Raw genomic sequence first — 20,673 nt, forward strand, 5'->3', positions numbered from 1 at the left:
CTGTATCCTCTGTGTCCTCTGCGGTTTAATCATTCCGATACAACCGGAATGGATATTAAATGGGATTTTTAAATCTCCAATTACCCACCGAACCCTTAAGGAGCAAAGGGCTTTTTGTGTTTTTTGACCCACCCGATATTTACTCAGCCACCATCACAGTTTGTGCTGACTCTTCATCCACTTTTTCTAAGAGATCGAGCAATTCATCTATCTGGTTAGCATCGGCGTTTGCCAGAATTTCTTCCTCGATTAGTTCAGCTAAATTCTGAATGGTGGGAGCAGCAAAAAAATCGCACAGTGCTAACTCTACCCCAAAGCACGATCGCACTCGCGATATTAACTGTGTTGCCATCAGAGAGTGACCGCCGAGGTCAAAAAAGTTTTGGTTAATTCCTACTTTTTCTATCCCTAAAATAGCAGTCCAAATCTCAGCAATTTCTTTCTCTGTGGGCGTTTTTGGCTCAGTGAATGCTGTTTCATCAGAAACGTAATCGCACCTTTGAGATAAGGCGAGACGGTCAATTTTTCCGTTGGGCGTTAGTGGCAGCGCATCTAATAGCATAAAAGCTGAAGGCACCATGTAATCGGGCAGTTTTTGCTTCAAGAATGAACGCAGTTCGGAAATAAGTTCTGGGTGCTGATTTCTGAACCCTGAGTTAGGAACTAGGTAAGCGACTAGGCGTTGACTGCCCGGTGCATTTTCCTGAAGCAAAACAGCAGCGGTGGACACAGAATAATGTTGAGAAAGTGCTGCCTCTATTTCTCCGAGTTCGATGCGGAAACCGCGAATTTTTACTTGGGAATCGCCCCGACCCAGAAATTCTATATTACCATCCGGCAGGTAACAACCGATATCGCCTGTTTTGAACAAAAGTTTTTGATGATAATTACCGACAAAATCTAATTTTTCTTGCCCAAACGGGTTAGAAATGAATTTTTCCGAGGTTAAGTCGGGGCGGTTTAAGTAGCCTTTTGCCAATCCATCGCCCCCGACGTAAATCTCGCCGGGAACTCCTATCGGAACGGGTTGCAAATTGCGATCGAGCAGATAAATTTGCGTGTTGGCGATCGGGCGACCAATTGGCACTTTTTCGACACAGTGAGTTGCATCGTACCACGTCACGTCCGCAGCTACTTCAGAAGAGCCATAAAGATTGATTAATACCCGCTGGGGCATCTGCTCTCGAAATTGCTGGCAAAGTTCGATCGGCAGAGTTTCTCCGCTGCAAATCCAATACTTTAATTGAGGCAAACGCCTGTCTAAATCAGGGAAAGCATCTAAGATAGCGCGCAACAAAGAAGGAACCAGTACCAGTCGGGTTACTTTTTGCTTTGATAAGGTTTGAAGGAATTGGTTAATATCTTTGACGGAGCGATCGCGAATAATGACAGTGGGCAACCCATGCAGCAAAGGAGCAAAGATTTCCCAAACCGAATCGACAAAATTTAAGGACGTTTTTTGACAGCAAATATCAGATTCGATAAAAGGGTAGGGGTTCCAAAAACAGCGATTGACTGTGCCTCGGTGGGTGCCGAGTACGCCTTTGGGAGTGCCTGTCGAGCCGGAAGTGTAGAGGACGTAAGCGAGGTTTTCAGCTTCCACTTTAACAGCGGGGTTGCGATCGATCTCGCGGCAAATTTCCTGCCATTCGGCGTCGATACAGACGACTTTAGCGCTGTGTTCGGGGAGGGTTTCTAGGAGGTTTTTTTGAGTCAAAAGCACCGGAACTTTTGCGTCGGCCAGCATGAACGATCGGCGTTCTTGGGGATAAGCAGGATCGAGAGGAACGTAAGCGGCACCGACTTTTAAAATGCCCAAAATGGCCACCAGCATCGACAGCGATCGCTCTAAGCAAATTCCCACCAAAACTTCGGGTTTTACGCCTAGAGATTGCAGGTAATGCGCGATTTGATTGGCTTTGGCATTCAATTCGCGGTAAGTCAATTGTTCATTTTCGCAAATTGCAGCCACTGCATCTGGGGTTCGCTCTGTTTGCGCGGCAAATAATTCGTGAATTGAGGAATTTCTGGGATAATCCGCTTGGGTGTCGTTCCACGGGACAAGTAATTGCTGGCGTTCGGCGGCGCTCAATAGGGACAATTCTGACAGTTTCCGCTCAGGATTGGCAGTCATTTCCTCCAGTAAAGTGTGCAGGTGTCCGAGCATTCGCGCGATAGCAGCGTCTTCAAAGAGGCTGCTACTGTAACCAATTTTTAGCGTCAATTGGGCACCGGGCATTGCCATCACGGTTAGAGGATAATTCGTTGTTTCCCAGGAGCGAATATTCTCTACTTTTAAGTTTTGAATCTTCTCCTGCAAAGAAGCATCCGAAGGATAATTTTCAAAAACGACAAAACTCTCAAATAGAGGTAAACTCCGAGGAACTTCGCTCCACCCCTGCACCTCAACGAGGGGGCTGTACTCATATTGTCGCGCCTCAACTTGTTGCGCTTGGAGTTCTTTCAAGCAGGATAAAATAGAATCCTGTGGGTCAATTTTTACGCGCACTGGCAGAGGATTTACGAACAGCCCCACTACCGATTCAGCACCCATTAACTCTGGCGGTCGCCCGGAGACAACCGTACCAAAAACCACATCTTCCTCGCCGCTGTATCGGCTCAAAAGTAGCGCCCAAGCTGCCTGTACGAGGGTATTTAATGTTAGCTGATGCTGTCGCGCGGCAGATTGCAGTGCGGCGGTGGCTGTTGCAGAAAATATCACCTGCTGTTCGCCACTACTTTCTAAACGGTTTCCCGCGACAATATTGCCCCGGCCGATCGCAGTTGGAGCTGCAAAACCTTTGAGAGTTTGCCGCCAAAATGACTCCGCCGCAGATAAATCTTGCTGGTGCAGCCACGCGATGTAATCCCGATAAGGGCGAGGGCGTTTGAGGTGCAATTCCTCGCCCTGGGAGAAGGCTTGATAAAATGCAAAAACTTCCTCAAGCACGATCGCCAGCGACCACCCATCTAAAACCAAGTGGTGGTGGCTCAAAATAAACTGAAAACTATCTGTTTCTAACTGCGCCAGTGTAATGCGAATCAAGGGAGCTGATTTCAAGTCAAAGCCCTGCTCGCGATCGGCTTTTAGGAACGTTTCTAGCTGCTGTTGTTGTTCGGAGGCCGAGAGCGATCGCCAGTCCATCTGCTGCCAAGATAATGCAGCCTGCTTACGCACCGCTTGCACGGGTTCTTTCAATTTTTCCCACAGGAAACAAGTCCGCAAAATGGGATGTCGCTCTACAACTTTTTGCCAACTATTTCTCAACGCAGAAACATTGAGATCGCCGCGCAAGACGCACAGCAGTTGCCCGAAATATACGCCCGATTCTGGCTGGTAAAGGGAATGAAAGAGAATGCCCTGCTGCGCTGGGGAGAGGGGATAAAAATCTTCGATATTGCCTTTGGTCATATTAAAGCTCTGCCAAAATTGCGGTAATGTTGTCTAAATCGTCCTGGTTCCACTGGCTCCACTTAAACTCTGCAAAGTCAGAAGGAGTGCAGCCACCGGCGTCGGGGGACTGACAGTATTGAATTAGCGATCGCAGCGATTCTATAAAGCCCGTTGCCAAATTTTCAATGCTTTCTCGTCGGTGAATGCTTTCGCTGTACGTCCAATCTAATTGCAGCTTGTTGCTGGCAACAAATCCGTTAATTTCCAGCAGGTAACGCCGATTTCCGCGCGGGCTGCGAAGGGGGCCAACAGGCTCGGATGACAGCATAAATAATGAAGATTTCGGCAGCACTTGGTCAAACTGTCCGAGATAGTTAAAGCTTACCTCAGCTTGCGGCAATTTGTGCAAATTCTTTACATTTTCTGGGTTTAAATATTCTAGGACACCGCAACCAACGCCGCGATTAGGCACGGCGCGTAATTGCTCTTTCACTGATTTAATTGCTGCTCCTAGATCGGCAGGTTTTTTTAAATTCAACAGGACGGGAAAAACAGATGTGAACCAGCCGATTGTGCGCGACAAATCTACTCCCTCAAATATATCTTCGCGCCCGTGACCTTCTAAGTCAAGTAAAAGTGAGTTATTGCCAGTCCAGCGTTCAAATGCTTGACCTAAAGCAGTTAGCAATACATCATTAATTTGAGTGCGGTAAGCGGCAGGTACTTCTTGTAAGAGCAGTTTTGTTTCTTCAACACTCAAAGCAACGGATACTGTCTTTTCAGATGCAACTAAATTAGCTGCGGTTGGGAAATCCACCGGCAAGCGAGAAGTTGGTTGGTGAGAAAGGGCGAGCCAGTAATCGAACTCTCCCTGCAATTCGGGCGATCGCGCCCACTCATGCAAGCGTTCTGCCCACTGCTTAAATGAGGTTGTTTTGGGCGGGAGCGCGACTGTTTCGCCGCGGCTAATTTGCCCATAAGCCGTCTGGAAATCCTCAATTAAAATTCGCCACGAAACCCCATCAACCGCTAAGTGATGAATGGCCAATAACAAGCAATTTGGCTGATGTTTGCCGAAGTCAAATAGGGCAGCGCGAAGTAATGGCCCCTCTGACAAATTCAAACTGGCTTGCAACTGAGTGGCGGCGGTTTGGAAAGCGGCTTCTCGTTCTTCTGGAGGTAGCGACGACAAATCAATGCAGGTAAAGGTCGCAACCTCGTCGGGATGGGCGAGTTCCTGCTGCCAGCCAGATTCTCCTCGCACAAAACGCAGGCGCAGCGCGTCGTGGTGCTTCAGCAATTCTTGCAAAACGGACTCAATTAATGCAGGTTCGAGAGGTTGCCACAACTCTAAAAGCACCGCCTGATTCCAGTGGTGCGGATCGGAGAGATTTTGTTCAAAAAACCAGTGCTGAATCGGTGTCAGAGGCACTTCGCCAATGATTAATCCCTGTTCCGATTGTTGGGTTCCATCTGTATCGGCGACGGCTGCTAACTGTGCAATGGTTTGGTGTTGAAACAGTTGTTTTGGAGTGAGCCGCAACCCGGCTTGATTGGCTTTAGAAATGACTTGAATGCTGAGGATAGAATCGCCGCCCAATTCAAAGAAATTGTCGTCAATTCCCACTTGTTCTAACCCCAATACTTGCGCCCAAATTTCTGCCAAAATTTTCTCAATACCCGTGCTTGGCGCGGCGAATGCCTCTTCGAGTTCTGGCCGATCGCGATCCGGTGCAGGTAGTGCTTGGCGATCGACTTTACCGTTGTTTGTTAAAGGCAGCGCCTCCAGCGTCACGAAAGCAGCAGGCACCATGTATTCCGGCAATTTTTCTTTCAGAAGGCAGCGCAGTTCGTGAATCAGTATTGAAGGCTTATTTTGTGCTGTTGAGTTAGCAATGATATAAGCTACCAAGCGCTTATCGCCCGGTACATCTTCTCGCACTACAACCACAGCCTGGGCGACATCTGGATGCTGTCCTAGCGCTGCTTCAATTTCTCCTAATTCGATGCGGAAACCGCGCACTTTTACTTGGTGGTCAATTCGTCCCAAGTATTCAATATCGCCATTTGGCAGATAGCGAGCTAAGTCTCCCGATTTGTACAACCGCGCTTTCAAACTGTCATTAAATGGGTTTGAAATAAACCGATCGGCAGTTAATTCTGGCTGATTGAGATAGCCCCGCGCGACGCCAGCACCACCAACGTAAATTTCCCCAGGGATGCCGATCGGAACGGGTTGGGAGTTGCGATCGAGCAGGTAAACTTGCAAGTCAGGAATTGGCCGGCCAATAAGGCTGGCATTTTTACTTAAATCAGCGGCAGTCAGGGGCCGATACGTGACGTGGACAGTTGTTTCTGTAATGCCATACATATTGACAAGTTGGGGATGCCGATCGCCGTGCCGGTCGAACCAAGGTTTTAAGCTTTGCAAGTCTAAAGCTTCCCCCCCAAAAATTACTAAGCGCAGGCTTAAATCTTCGCCAATTCCGACAGATTCTTCTGTCTTTATCAACTGGTAAAATGCAGAAGGAGTTTGGTTGAGAACTGTGACTCGTTCTTTGCATAGCAAGCTGTAAAAATCTTGGGGCGATCGGCTGACTGAATAAGGGACGATCGCGAGTCGCCCGCCGTAGAGTAAAGCGCCCCAAATTTCCCAGACTGAGAAGTCAAAAGCATAAGAGTGAAACAGCGTCCACACATCTTGCTCGTTGAAGTTGTACCACGACTGGGTAGCAGCAAACAGGCGGACGACGTTTGAGTGAGGCACTAAAACGCCTTTGGGGATGCCAGTTGAGCCAGAAGTGTAGATGATATAGGCGAGATTTTCGGCAGTGGTGCCGCTGGCGGGATTTTCTTTGCTGTGTTGGGAGAAAGCACTTTTATCCGCATCGAGGCAAAGGATTTTGGCGCTGCATTTGGGAAGGGTTTGCAACAACTTTTCCTCAGTCAGCAGCACATTTACCTGCGCGTCTTCGAGTATAAAAGCAAGGCGATCGCGAGGGTTGGCTGGATCGATCGGAACGTAAGCGCCCCCGGCTTTTAAAATTCCGAGAATACCGACGATCGTATCAAGCGATCGCTCGACACAAATTCCCACCAAAACTTCGGGTTTAACGCCGAGTTTTTGCAGGTAATGCGCGAGTTGGTTCGCTCGTTCATTCAGTTCGCGGTAGGTGAGTTTTTGCTCTTCAAATACGACTGCAATGGCATCGGGAGTTCGATCGACCTGCGCTTCAAATAATTGATGAATGCAGCGATCGCTCGAATAATCGGCGCGGGTGTCATTCCACTCTACTAATAACTGATGCCGCTCTTTTTTCCCCAGCAACGGTAGCTCTTCAATCCGCCGATCTGGGTTGGCAGCTATGCCCTCCAGCAACGTGAGAAAATGCCCCGCCATCCGCCTAATTGTTACCGCATCAAATAAATCGGTGCTGTATTCAAACTGACCGCTAATTTCTTCCTGCTTTTCTTCTAAATACAGCGTTAAGTCTACTTTTGCTGTCTGATTCTCAACATCTAAAAGAGTGAGATTTAGTCCGGCTATTGATTCCGCAGCAACAGGTGCAGTTTGCAAAACAAAAGCAACTTGGAACAGAGGATTGTAGCTCAAATTGCGATCGGGTTGCAACTCTTCAACCAGTTTCTCAAACGGCAAATCCTGGTGAGCATAAGCTTCTAAACTCACCTCCCGAATGCGATCGAGCAACTGCCGAAAAGTGCGATCGCCTGACAAATCAGTTCGCAATACCAAAGTATTGACAAAAAACCCGATTAGCCCTTGAATTTCCGCTCGGTTGCGGTTGGCGATGGGAGAGCCAACGGGGATATCTGCCTGTCCTGTATAGCGATAGAGCAACGTTTTAAAGGCTGCTAGCAGCGTCATAAACAGGGTGACATTTTCCTGGCGGCTGAGCTTTTTGAGGGCTGACGCTAGCGTTCTGGGGATGAGGAATGATTCTTTCGCGCCCCGATAGGTTTGCGCGGGGGGACGAGGGCGATCGGCTGGCAATTCCAGCAAGGGGGGAGCGCCGCTGAGTTGCTTTTTCCAGTAGTTAAGTTGAGTTTGCAGGCGATCGCCCGCAAGCCATTCCCGCTGCCAAATAGCAAAATCGGCGTACTGTATGGAAAGTTCGGGAAGTGGGGATGGTTTGCCAATCAAAAACGCTTCGTAAAGTGCTGCTAATTCTTGCAGAAAGACTCCGATTGACCAGCCATCAAAAATAATGTGGTGTAGCGTCAGCAGCAACACATATTCCTCAGCCTCTAACTGTAGCAAACTAGCTCGCAACAGCGGCCCTTTGGTTAAATCAAAAGGTTTGCTAGCTTCTTCTGCAGCCAGTTGTTTTACTTTTTCTTCTCGCTCAGTTTCCGCCAATTTTTGCAAGTCTAAAACTTGCAGCCCGAAATTAAATTTCTGACCAACCACCTGCACAGGTTGACCGTCTACAGTGGCAAATGTTGTTCGCAAAGCTTCGTGACGGCGCACAATTTCCTTGAAACTTCGTTCGAGAACTACTACATTTAGCCTGCCTTTTAGTAACACAGCCGCCGGAAGGTTGTAAAAAGGGTTTCCCGGTTCAAATTGGTCAATAAACCACAGTCTTTGCTGGGCAAAAGAGGTGGGAAATGCAAATACTTCTTCTTCGGAAGCATTCGCAGAGTCGCGAGTATCTGTTGGAGGTTTTTCGGAAAAATGCACCGTCATGGGATTTTAGATTTTAGATTTTAGATTTTAGATTTTGGATTGACCGCACGGATCGAGTCTCTTTCTTGAGGATTTGAGATTTTAGATTTTCGATTGATTCCACGGATAAATCAGGGGGCTTGTACCATCAAGAAATTCTCGGTCATGGGATTGGTAACTGATAATTGGGAATTGGCAATTGGGAATAGAGGATTGCAGCCGATAATTGGGGATTACTTATGGGCGATCTGCCGATCGCCCGCGACTCATCACTTATTGCAAAGAGGATAGTGACCTCCGGTACGCCGATCGCGAAACAGGCGCGATCGCGGGTTCTTCAACGACCACATTTTTGTTTTTGGCATCATTAATATTTTCGGCAAGTACGGCGAGCGATCGTCCTGCAAAAATATCGCACAAAGGCAATTCTATCTGACAAGATTCTCGTACCTTTGCTGCTAATTGAATTGCCAGCAGCGAATTTCCTCCTAGTTCAAAAAAGTTGTCGGTAATGCTTAAGTGTTCGATACAGAGAACCTCACAGCAAATTCTCGCTAACATTGCCTCAATAGGGGTGCGCGGTGCGACAAAAATCTTTGCTTCGGGAATTGCGGCATCCGGTTCAGGCAGTGCCTTGCGGTTAACTTTGCCGTTCGCCGAAAGCGGCAGCGCGTCCAGAATTATAAATGCAGACGGCACCATATAATCTGGCAGTTTTTCACTCAGGAATTGGCGCAATTCTTCAACCGCAGGGACCGCGTTTTGTTGGGGAACGATATATGCTACTAAGCGCTTTTGACTGTGATTTTCTCCGAAGGCGGTGACAATGGATGCTTTCACTGCTGGGTACTCGTTCAAAGCAGCTTCAATTTCTCCTGGTTCGATGCGGAATCCTCGAATTTTAAGGCGGAAATCTTCTCGCCCTAAAAATTCGATATTGCCGTCAGGGAGGAAGCGCCCTAAATCTCCCGTTCGGTACAAGCGATCGCCCGTGACGGGGTGCGTGAGGCAACTGGCGCGGGTTTTTTCTTCATTCCGCCAGTATCCTTTTGTCAGTCCAACTCCGGCACAGCACATCTCGCCGGCAACCCAGACGGGACAGTCTTCGAGCCTTTCATTCAAAATGTAATAGCGTGTATTGGCGATCGGCGATCCGTAGGGAATGCTTTTCCAAGAAGGGTCAACAGTTTCTACCGGATACCAGATGTTCCAAAGGGTAGTTTCGGTTGGCCCGCCAACGCTGACAACGCGACATTCACGGACGATCGCCCTTAACCTCTGAGGCAGTGTGACTGGAATCCAATCTCCGCCGAGAAACGCCCAGCGCAAGCACTCTGGCAACACTTCAGAACGTCCGCCAGCGTAATCGAGCAGCATTTCCATCATCGGGGGAACCGAGTTCCAAATGGTGACGCGCTCTTTTACCATCAATTGCGCCCAGTGAGCGGGGTCTAGCCGTTGGGCGGCATCGGGAATGACGATCGCTCCTCCGGCTGCTAGGATGCCGAAGATATCGTAAACCGACATATCGTGGTGCAGTGCGGTGACGGAGATCGCGCGATCGCACTCGGCCACATTAAACACTTGGTTGGTCTGAGCGATCGCATTGACTGCACCGCGATGGGCGATCGCCACGCCTTTCGGCAAGCCAGTTGATCCGGAAGTATAAATCACATACGCTAAATCTTCCGCTTCCTGCACTGATTCCAAAGCTTCGCCGCTTTCTGTTGCTAATTCCTCAGTATCAAGACAAATTCGCCGCACATTTTCCGGCCATTCCAATCGCTGATTTAACTGAGATTGCGTCAAAACAATCTCAACTTCACCATTTTCCAGCAAATACCAAATCCGCTCTTTTGGTAGCGCCGCATCGATAGGCAAATAAGCGGCTCCAGAGGCTAGAATTCCCAGGACAGCGACTATTTGCTCCCATCCTTTCTCCATGACGACGGCAACCAATTGATTAGGGCGAACTCCGAGATTTCGCAAGCGATGACCGACTTGATTCGATCGCCGATAGAGTTCCTCGTAGGTGAGGGTACGATCGCGCGTAATGATGGCTGGTTCGTGCGATCGCGACGCGACTTTCTCAGCAAACAATTCGTGCAGCAATCCATCGGGAATCGGTGCCTCAATGGTGTTAGTAAAGGCTTGCTGAAACTGCACCGTTTTATGCCAAGTTTCCTCTTCATTGGCGAGGCTTTGCAATAGGCGGCAATAGGCATCAAACATATCGTCAATCATCCCTGGCGGGAAAAGTTCTTCCACCGCATCCCAGCTAAAAGACATCCCCTCAGCGGTTTCGGTAAATTGCGCGTCGATCCAAACTTGCGGAGTTTGACCAATAATGTGCACCAATTCTCCCAATTCTTGAATCAGAGAAAAGATAGAGGAATCTTCCCCAGGCGCGTTTTGCGGATCGATCGTAAACACGACTGGCATCAGCGCTGCAGTTGTACCTTGCGCTTGAGCGAGTTCTCGCAAAACGCGCACGCCGCTGACATATTGGTGTTCTAAATCTTGCCAAAGTTGTTCTTGCAATCGCTTGGCTCGTACTTCAAAACTTTCTTGCTTTGAGTTATCTATTTCTAGCAGAGTAAATGACGCAAATTCTCCGATAATTTCCTCAACTTGAGAATGCAAAGGCAACCGATTAAAGCGCGGCACGTTGAGGGTAAACCGAGGCGTTTTGCTCCACAGAGACAGAACCTCCGCATAGGCGGCCAGCAATAAGCCCGTAGGAGTGAGGCTGGCGCGAGCTGTGCGCGTTTTGAGGCGCTGCCAGGTTTGCAAGTCTAAGCGATCGCTCCAGCGTTTAAATCGCGGCTGCGTTAAGGAATTCGGGTGTTTGGCGAGGGGCAATTCCGGTGCTGGTGGCAGGGTTTTGAGGCGAGTGCGCCAGTAATCTAAGGATTGCTGGTAAAATGGGGAGTTTTCTAAGGCAATCGCGGCTAACACGCAATCGCGAAAAGACAGTTGCAAGGGCGCGATCGCACTATGGGGATTGCGGTAAAACTTTACCAAATCGCCAAACAAAATTTGAAAACTCCAGCCGTCTATGCACAAGGCGTCAATGCTGATGTGGAGCCGGATGCGGCGATTGTTTATTTGCGAAGCGCAAATCTCGAACAGCGGCCAGCGATCGAGCGGTAGCACTTGGTGGGAAAGGCGATCGCGAATTGCTTCGAGTTTTTCGCCCGCAACCTCTGGATCGATCGATCGCAAATCCAAAACCTCAATTTTATAAGCGGGTACGTTTTCCAGAATTTGCTGCTGTCCATTCGGAAGTACGATCGCCCGCAGCATATCGTGACGCTGTACAACTCGCTGCCACGCGAGGCTAAACCGCTCTAAATCTAACGAGTCGCTTTCAATTTCTACATAGCCGTGAATGGCCACATTGCCCATTTCAAAGAAGCTATTTCTCCCGATCCAGTAAGCCTGCTGCATTTCATTGAGCGGAAATGGTTTGTAGCGATTTTGAGGATCGGGGGCGATTGTCGGCAGTAATTTAATAGGTTGTCGATCTGGCTCGCTTTTAGTTTCCGCGATCGTCGCTGCTAGACTAGCGACTGTGGGGGATTGAAACAAGCAGCGCAACGATAGCTCGACTTGAAAGCGATCGCGCACCTTGGCAATCAGTTGAGTTGCCAGCAAAGAGTGACCTCCCAACTCAAAGAAATTGTCATTAATTCCCACCTGTTTTAAACCCAGAACCTCAGCCCAAATCTCCGCTAATACTTGTTCTTCTAAAGTCTCAGGAGCGATAAAATCTGCATCTAAACTGTTGGTTTCCGGTGCGGGAAAAGCTTTGAAATCTACCTTGCCGTTTGGCGTTAATGGCATGGCTTCTAAAAACACAAAACTGGCAGGAACCATATAATCTGGCAGTTGTTCCCGGAGAAAAGAGCGCAGATTTTTAATCAGTGCGGAGTTGCCAATGCTGAGTGCTGAGTTTAAAACGAGGTAAGCAACTAAACGCTTTCCGCCTGAATCTTCGTCACGTGCGAGAATGACTGCTTCTTGCACGTCTGGATGTTGGCTGAGTGTGGATTCGATTTCTCCTAACTCTATGCGGAAACCGCGAATTTTTACTTGGCGATCTGTGCGATCGAGAAATTCTAAATTGCCGTCGGGGAGATAGCGGACTAAATCGCCTGTTTTGTAAAGGCGAACGCCTTGTTTGCTGCTAAAAGGATCGGGAATAAATTTTTCTCGATTCAACTCTGAACGGTTGAGATAGCCTCTGGAAACGCCCGCACCTCCGATATATAGTTCGCCGGGGACTGCGATCGGAACTGGTTGCAAGTTAGCATCGAGTACATAGGTGCGGGCATTTGGAATTGGGCGTCCGATCGGCAAGGTTTTTGGGGAGTTTTTAACCGCAGAGGGCGCAGAGGGCGCAGAGGGGAGAGTGTCGCACCACGTGGCGACAATGGTTGTTTCTGTGGGGCCGTAAGTATTGACTAGCCGCACTTTTTCTGATACGCATTTTTGCCACTGATTCAGGGATGCTGAAAGTGCGGTTTCTCCGCCAATGATTGTCAAGCGCACTGATGGGGGAAATTCTGCTTTTTCGGTGCTGAGTCTGGCGGTTAATTCGCGCCAGTAAGCGGTTGGTAAATCTAAGACGGTGATTTGCCATTCCCGGCATTTTTTCAGGAAGGAAGAAATGCTGTCTAACATGGAATTTCCGCGCAGTACCAATGTTGCGCCTCGCGTTAAACAGGGATAGATTTCTTCGGCGCTGGCGTCGAAGCTGAGGGAAGCGAATTGGAGAATGCGATCGCCTGGTTCGATGCCATATTCGACACTTGCAGCTTGGGTATAATTCGCCAAAGATTGATGCTGCACCATCACTCCTTTTGGCTTGCCGGTAGACCCGGATGTATATATGATATAAGCTAGGTTTTCTGGCAAAACGGCGCTTTCAGGATTTGACTTGTTTTGTTGAGCGATCGTCTGCCATTCTGCATCCAAGCAAATCACAGAGATATTATTTTGGGCTGGCGTTTCTGCTTTTAATTCTGCTTGTGTTAGCAGTACCTGAACGCCAGCGTCTTCTAACATGAAAATAAGGCGTTCTTTAGCATAGATGGGATCGAGGGGCAAATAAGCGCCGCCTGCTTTTAATACGCCTAAAATCCCGACGATCGCATCGAGCGATCGCTCCATATAAATGCCGACGATCGCATCGGGTTTTACGCCGAAGGAGTGCAAATAATGGGCAAGTTGATTCGCGCGAATATTTAATTCTTGGTAAGTCAAACTTTGGCATTCAAACCGCACCGCAACCGCATCAGGTGTTTTCGCAGCCTGCGCTTCAAACAAACGGTGAACGCACTCATTTTGGGAGTAATTTATCCCAGTGTTATTCCACTCAAATAGAAGTTGCTGGCGTTCTGTTTCTGCAAGCAGGGGCAAATCTGATAGACGCGCGGAGGGATTCGCCACGATGCCTTCTAATAAGTTCTGAAAGTGTCCTGCCATTCGCGCAATTGTAGCCGATTCAAATAAGTCTAAGCTGTATTCAAACCAGCCTCTAATATCCGTTGCTGTGGCTTCTAATTCCAAGGTTAAATCGAAATTGGCTGTGCCGCTGTGAATCTGTTGGCAGTTCAGGCTTAAACCGGGCAATTCTAAGGCGAATTCGGAGGCATTTTGAAAGGCAAACATCACCTGAAATAACGGCGAGTGACTTAAATCTCGATTCGGCTGCAATTCTTCTACCAACTTCTCAAACGGTACATCTTGATGCGCGTAAGCGCCTAATGCAACCTCTCGCACTCGACTCAGCAACTCTCGAAAAGTGGGATTTCCATTTAAGTCAGTCCGCAAAACTAAAGTATTGACAAAAAATCCAATTAATGATTCGGTTTCGCTGCTGTTGCGGCTGGCAATTGGTGAACCGACGAGGATATCTTCTTGGCCCGTGTAGCGGTAAAGCAGTGTTTTGAATGCCGCCAGCAATGTCATAAAGAAAGTAGTTTTTTCGCGGCGACTCAATTGCCTAATTGCCTCGGTTAAGTGCTCTGGCAATTCAAATAATTGCCGACCTCCCTTGTAACTTTGAACAGCGGGACGAGAAAAGTCTGTTGGTAAATTTAGCACCGCTGCGCTGCCACTTAACTGCTGCTTCCAGTAAGTAAGTTGAGTTTCTAATATTTCTCCCTGCATTTGTTGGCGCTGCCAAGTTGCAAAGTCTGCATACTGAATTGGCAGAGGTGGAATATCGGCTAAACTCTTATTAGTAAATTCTTCATAAAATGCCGCTAATTCCCGTAAAAATACGCCCAAAGACCATCCATCAAAAATGATATGGTGGGCAGATAAAAGCAGGGTATGTTCTGTTTCAGATAAACGTAGAAGTTTGGCACGGATCAGATTAGTTTGAGTTAAATCAAAGGGCAATTGTGCTTCTTCCGCCGACATTTTTTGCGCTTTTTTCTCGCGTTTCGCAGGGGAGCAATGGCTCAAATCTATCAGCGGTAATGGGAAACTTTTCGCATCAAAAATAACTTGTATCTGTTCTTTTTCAACACCAGCAAACGCAGTTCTTAAAATCTCGTGTCGCTCGATAATTTTCTCAATACTTTTCCTAAGTGCTTCTGCATTAAGTTGCCCTGTGATCTGAACTGCACCGCAGAGGTTATAAAACGGGTTTCCGGGTTCCAATTGGTCGAAGAACCACAAGCGCTCTTGGGCAAAAGACAGGGGAATATTTTGTAGGCGAGAAACTGGCCTTGGGACGACTGCTTTGGTATTTCCTGTCAGTTGCTCTAGAATTTGCACTGCTAGTCGAGCAATGCTCCTATCTTCAAACAAATCGGCAACCGATACAGTAACGCCAAAGTCGCTCTCTATCTGATTTTTTAACTCAAAAATTCTTAAAGAATCTAGTCCAAAGCTACTGAGTGGGCGATCGATTTCAGTCGGCTTTAGCCGACTTTGGCTATTAGCCGGGGAATTCATTACCCGGCGGTTTACCTGCTGCCAAAGGTAAGCCTCAAGCAGCGGCTGCCGTTCTTCTAACTCGGCTGTCAGCAGAATTTCTCGCGTTAGTTGATTGTCGATTTCTACCGAATCAGCTAGCTCTAAAATGCTACTGGCAACAACTTCCAAATTGTCAGCTAGAAAGTCAGCATAGGCGGCGCGACGTTGAATTTTACCGCTGGTCGTTTTCGGAATGCTTCCGGGCTTAATCAGCACTACTCCATAAACTTGCACTTCATATTCTTGAGCAATGCGTTCGCGGATGGCGCTGATAATTTCCTCGGCATTATCCGGCGCTTTGCGAGATTGTAATTCTGGCACGATAACGAGCTGTTCTTCGCCTGCGACTTCCACCGAGAATGCCGCGATCGCCCCCGGCCGCAAACTGGGATGGCTGCGTTCTGCTGTTCTTTCTATATCTTGGGGGTAAAGATTGCGACCTCGGATGATAATTAAATCTTTGAGTCGCCCTGTAATAAACAGTTCTCGATCGCGTAAAAAGCCTAAATCTCCTGTTCGCAAAAATGGCCCTTCGCTGGTATCTGAAAGATATGCTTGAAAGGTTTTTTCTGTCTCTTCTGGGCGATTCCAATAGCCTCGCGCCACTGTTTCGCCAGCTACCCAAATTTCTCCGACTTGTTGCGGCTGACATTGTGTCAGAGTTTCGGGATTGACGATCGCAACTTTAGTGCCAAATTCAGGGAAACCGCAGCCGACTAAAGTTCTCGCGCCCCCCTCGCCTTCGACAACTTCTACAATGTGATTATTTTCCAGCGCCCCAGCGTCAACAGGTAAGAAAGTCGGTGTTGTCCCGCTGCGAACCGTGGCAATTTTTAGCGTAGTTTCTGCCATTCCGTAAGCAGGACAAAAGGCATCGGCCTGAAAACCGCAGGGCTCAAAAGCTTTGGTAAATCGCTCTAGGGTTTCTTTGTGGATGGGTTCTGCACCGTTATAGGCCACGCGCCAACTACTCAAGTCGAGCATTTTTTGGCCATCGCCCAAAATTTCGCGCTGCATAATAGCGGGATGATTTTGATTGTTTTGTGGGATGGGCGTCCCGCCCGTCCGGTGTATTTTCACAGCAGGCCCGACGCCTACCCCACAATAATCATCCTCAAATTGTGCTAGCAACATTTTGCTGATTTTGCTAGCACACAAGTCGTAAGCAAAATTTGGCCCGCCGCTGTGGGTAGCTTTGTAACGCGAAATCGCTTCCAACCAGCACATCGGGTTCTGAATAAACGCCGCTGGCGGCATGAAGTAAGAGGGAATTCCCAGATACAAAGGTTTGAGCAATCCGTCAATTAACCCCATGTCGTGAAAGGGGGGAAGCCACGTTACGGCAACGCTTTCGGCATCGTGATCGAAGCCTCGGTGAATGTATTCGATGTTGTACAAAACGTTGGCGTGGCTCACCATTACGCCTTTGGGGGTGGAGGTTGAGCCGGAAGTGTACTGAAGATAAGCTACTTCGTCGGGATGGATGGGTGGCTGCTTCCACTTTTCGCCGTCATCCGAAAGCGCCTCTGCACTCAGCCAGCGCAGCCCTTTGAGTTCCGGCGCTTGTTCGCATAGCTGTTCTAAATTTTCCAGGTGTCGCGCGGGTGCGATCGCAACTGTTGCTCCTGCATCTAGGGCGATCGCACTAATTTTCGCTAAATTCCGTTTCAGCTTCGGTGGATAGAGGGGAACCGCGATCACTTTGGCGTACAAGCATCCAAAAAAGGCGGCGAGATAGTCCAATCCTGGCGGGAAAAGCAGTAAGGCTCGTTCGCCACTGAGCCCCAATGTCTGAAGTCGCACGGCGTGCGATCGGGCGATCGCATCTAACTCTCGATAAGTCAAACTGGCGGTTTCAGTTTTTCCGTCTAACAGAAATGTATATTTCTGCTCTGGTTGGTGTAATGCCCTATTTTGCAGGAGTTCTACTAAATTCGTACAACTTTCGGTGAGTTGGTTTCCCTCAATTCTTGCGTCACTCATCGATTCTTTTTACCTAATAAATCTTGTTTGCAGTACGCCAACCAGTTCCGCCAAATTCTTTCCACATAGACTTTCTGTGAACAGTTGTCGGGCGTTACGAGTCTCTCATCAGCGCGTTTGAGTCTTCAATCCGGGTATTAGCGCTTCTTTCCACGTTTTGTTGTCGATCGGGCTGTTCGGCAATGGCTCCGGGGCGATTTGGGTCCGAGCCAGCTTCGATATCAGCTTCAGGGGCTTTACGGCTATCGACTTTTAGCATAGTAGGCTAGATGATATTTATTGTCAAGAGTAGTTGAAAAACTTTATTGACTCCTATCCTGGCCTATATGAGAATATTTTCTAACTCTTGCCATAGCATTTTAGGCGAACGTTTGTCTAGCCCTGACAAACAACCATAATAGGCAAGTGGCGTGTCACTAGATAGAGGGGTGACACCCCCTATCTTAAACTGCAATATATTTTCATTAGTTAACTCTTGACAGATGCAAGTGCTCTGTTATCTAATTAAGGCACTTTCTCATTAAGCACCCAGTGGCTACTTCCTTTAACCGAGGAAGGTGCCAACCGTGGGCGATCGTCCAGAGCGCCACCGGACTGAGGCTTTCGCCCTCACGCGCCTGCTGTGTTCCCAGACAAATGCCACTAGCGACGGGAGAATCGGATCGAACTGCGCCCGACAACTGGGCCGGATATTCCGCAGGTCAGTTTCAAGAGGCACACAAGAGCAGCAACGCTGCCACAAATCATGTTGTGCAAGCAACGCAAACCACATATCCGAAGTTCCATTAATTGTTGATTAAATAGTAATGAAGAGATCGCAGAAATTATTAAATAGCCTTGGGCTGGCAGGAGTCGTGTCGGCGTTAGTCGCTGGGCCGGTGTGCGCTTCCAACATCGCGCAGGTGACGGGCGTTCGCCTCAACCCCACGTCAGAAGGCATTGAAATCATCCTAGATACTGAAGATGGAAGACCCCTGCAAGTCTTCAGCGCCAGCTTTGGCGAAACTTTACAAGCTGATGTCATCACCGCTCAACTGCGACTACCGGGGGGAAATGAGTTTCGTCAAGACAAGCCTGCAGCCGGAATTGCTTTTGTCACCGTTACTCCTTTAGATAACAACAGCATCCGAATCAAAGTCGTTGGCGAGAGGGGTCAACCAGTGGCACGGGTGATTCCTAATGCTGCGGGTCTGATTCTCAGCTTAAAACCCACCTCGGAGATGACGGCTCGCCCGGGGGCACCTGCTCCTACAACACAGCGGCCGGGGGCACCTGCAGCACCCTTCCCACAGACAGGGCAGCCGGTAGAGATACCTGCAGAACCTTTACCGCCGACAGCGCAGCCACCTGGAACACCCGGAGAACCTTTACCACCTACAGCGCAGCCACCTGGGACACCCGGATCACCCTTGCCGCCGACAGCGCAGCCACCTGGAACACCCGGAGAACCCTTGCCGCCTACAGCGCAGCCACCTGGGACACCACCGGCGGGGAGAGACCCGATTGAAATCGTCGTCACTGCAACACGAACTGCCGAAAGAGTGACCAACGTGCCACGCTCTATAACGGTGGTAGACTCCGAAGAACTTCAGCAGCAGGTAGGGCAATCGAGAAATATCGGGGAAGCTCTGGCAAATCAGGTTCCCGGTTTCGCGCCTCCGACTCAACTTACTACAACTTATGGACAAACTTTGCGGGGTAGGGATGTTTCCGTTCTGATTGACGGCGTGCCACAAACGACCAATCTTCAATCGTTTGGCAGAGAATTTAGAAACATCGATCCCAGCGCGATCGAACGCATTGAAGTAGTGCGGGGGTCTACAGCAATCTACGGCGCTCAGGCTACAGGTGGCGTGGTTAATATTATTACTCGTCGGCCAACTGAGGAAAGGCTAAGTGCTGTTACTGAAGTGGGCGTCAGTAGCGGTTTAACAAACACGGATGATGCTCTAAGCTTTAACGCTCAGCAGACGGTTTCTGGCCGAAGTGGCAATGTCGATCTGACGGGCACTGTCTCGCTCTCTAGAAGTGGAGCTTTTTACGATGCCAAAGGCTCGCGCATTCCCTATTTTGAACTCGGCGGAGATAGCAGCACCCTCTTCAACGTGATGGGCAAAGTCGGGGTAGATTTGGACACCAACCAGCGGCTGCAACTAACTGTCAATCACTATCGGGAAACTCAAGATCCCAATGTGATTCCAGACTTTAGTGTTGACGACCAGGAAGGACGGCAAAAAGCCCGCGCCATCCGAACCGGAGATTTGGATATTGACGGGGAAACACCGGGAAATAGAAGTACACAGCTCAACCTCAGTTACACCAACCAAAACCTTTTTGGCAGCAGCCTTCAAAGTCAAATTTACTATCGAACGAATTCCAATGTAAGTGTTCCCTCTGATTTTCGCACGTCCGATTTCTTTGGCCCGTTTGTCGGCGTTGCTCGTTCGCGAGCCGAGAACGAACAAATAGGAGGAAGGCTTGCGGTCACCACTCCTTTATCCAGTGCCGAAAATCTTCGATTAACTTGGGGTTCAGACTATGTTACTGAAGATAGCAAACAGCGTTTCGACCTGTACGACCCAGAGAGAGTTGACGCAAGTGGTGGCAGGGTTTACCGGAAAATTTCCGAGCGTCCTTTCGTCCCTCCTTACACTTACAACAGCCTTGGCTTTTTCGGTCAATTGGAATGGAATATTGACGATATCGTGATTCTAAGTGGGGGGATACGTCACGAACGCGTCGGGTTAAACGTCAATGATTATACCACTTTTAACGATCGCCAGATCGAAGGAGGCGATCGCAAATTTAACGCCACCCTATTTAATACAGGGGCTGTCTATAAAATTAATGACACCTTCAACGTATTTGGCAACTTTTCTCAAGGTTTCTCAGTTCCAGATTTTGGCCGCATTCTCCGCCAACCCCCCGACGATTTTGTGGGAATTGAATCCTCGTTAGAAGTAACTCAACCGCAAAAAGTCAACAGCTACGAAATTGGCATTCGAGGAGGGTGGCGATCCGTGCAAATGTCGCTTGCCGCTTTTTACAATACCTCCGATCTAGGAATCAGTTTTCAACCAGTTGGCAACACAGGTCGCCTGGAACTAATCCGCGCCCCAGAACGCATTTACGGCTTAGAAGGGACTGTGGATTGGCAACCTGCACGAGCATGGTCGATCGGCGGGACTGCTACCTATCTTCATGGCGAATATGAGGAGGACAACCGTTACATCGCCCTCGATAGCAGCAGAATTCCACCCCTCAAGCTAACAGCTTATGTTCAAAACGAAACTTTGCCGGGATGGAACAATCGGTTACAGTTATTATATTCTGGCAATCGCGATCAAGCCTTCAAAGACGGCTCGGATGGCGGCCCGATTAGCAGCTATCTCACACTGGATTACGTCAGCGCGGTTAAAATTGGCTCTGGGCTGCTACAAATCAAAGTCGAGAATTTATTGAATAATCAATATTTTCCCGTGATCTCCCAATACTTAGCTGGATTTGGATCGGACAGCGCTAATTATGCAGGCAGAGGTTTGACTCTCAGTGTTAATTACCGCCTTAACTGGTAATTACAGCAGATTGCAGGTTTATGAAGTAGATTCAATATCCC

6 protein-coding genes are annotated in these 20,673 nt (G+C 48.7%); 2 read left to right on the top strand and 4 right to left on the bottom strand.

What is annotated here, in order from left to right; translation table 11 throughout:
• Nucleotides 1-139: 139 nt before the first annotated feature.
• From QUA88_RS11575 to QUA88_RS11590, 4 genes are all read right to left on the bottom strand, one after another.
• A complete protein-coding gene (locus QUA88_RS11575; protein WP_333271789.1) occupies nucleotides 140-3,412 on the bottom strand; it encodes an amino acid adenylation domain-containing protein in 3,273 nt (1,090 codons plus the stop codon).
• Between the two features lies 1 nt (nucleotide 3,413).
• On the bottom strand, nucleotides 3,414-8,102 hold the full coding sequence (locus QUA88_RS11580; RefSeq protein WP_333271793.1) for an amino acid adenylation domain-containing protein: 4,689 nt from the start codon (nucleotides 8,100-8,102) through the stop codon (nucleotides 3,414-3,416).
• 252 nt (nucleotides 8,103-8,354) lie between these two features.
• Nucleotides 8,355-17,057, bottom strand: a complete 8,703-nt coding sequence (locus QUA88_RS11585) for an amino acid adenylation domain-containing protein (protein WP_333271796.1) — start codon at nucleotides 17,055-17,057, stop codon at nucleotides 8,355-8,357.
• Between the two features lie 94 nt (nucleotides 17,058-17,151).
• Entirely contained in the window at nucleotides 17,152-17,316 is a 165-nt protein-coding gene (locus QUA88_RS11590; protein WP_333271799.1) for a hypothetical protein, read from the bottom strand.
• Between the two features lie 272 nt (nucleotides 17,317-17,588).
• Between QUA88_RS11590 and QUA88_RS11595 the strand changes: the two genes are divergently transcribed.
• Nucleotides 17,589-17,846 carry a hypothetical protein gene (locus QUA88_RS11595; protein ID WP_333271802.1) on the top strand — a complete coding sequence of 86 codons (258 nt, stop codon included), beginning with the start codon at nucleotides 17,589-17,591 and terminating at the stop codon, nucleotides 17,844-17,846.
• Nucleotides 17,847-17,863: 17 nt separating this feature from the next.
• Nucleotides 17,864-20,632, top strand: a complete 2,769-nt coding sequence (locus QUA88_RS11600) for a TonB-dependent receptor domain-containing protein (protein ID WP_333271805.1) — start codon at nucleotides 17,864-17,866, stop codon at nucleotides 20,630-20,632.
• Nucleotides 20,633-20,673: the final 41 nt, after the last annotated feature.

The sequence above is a fragment of the Microcoleus sp. D3_18_C2 genome (genome assembly GCF_036702395.1).
Lineage (GTDB): Bacteria > Cyanobacteriota > Cyanobacteriia > Cyanobacteriales > Microcoleaceae > Microcoleus.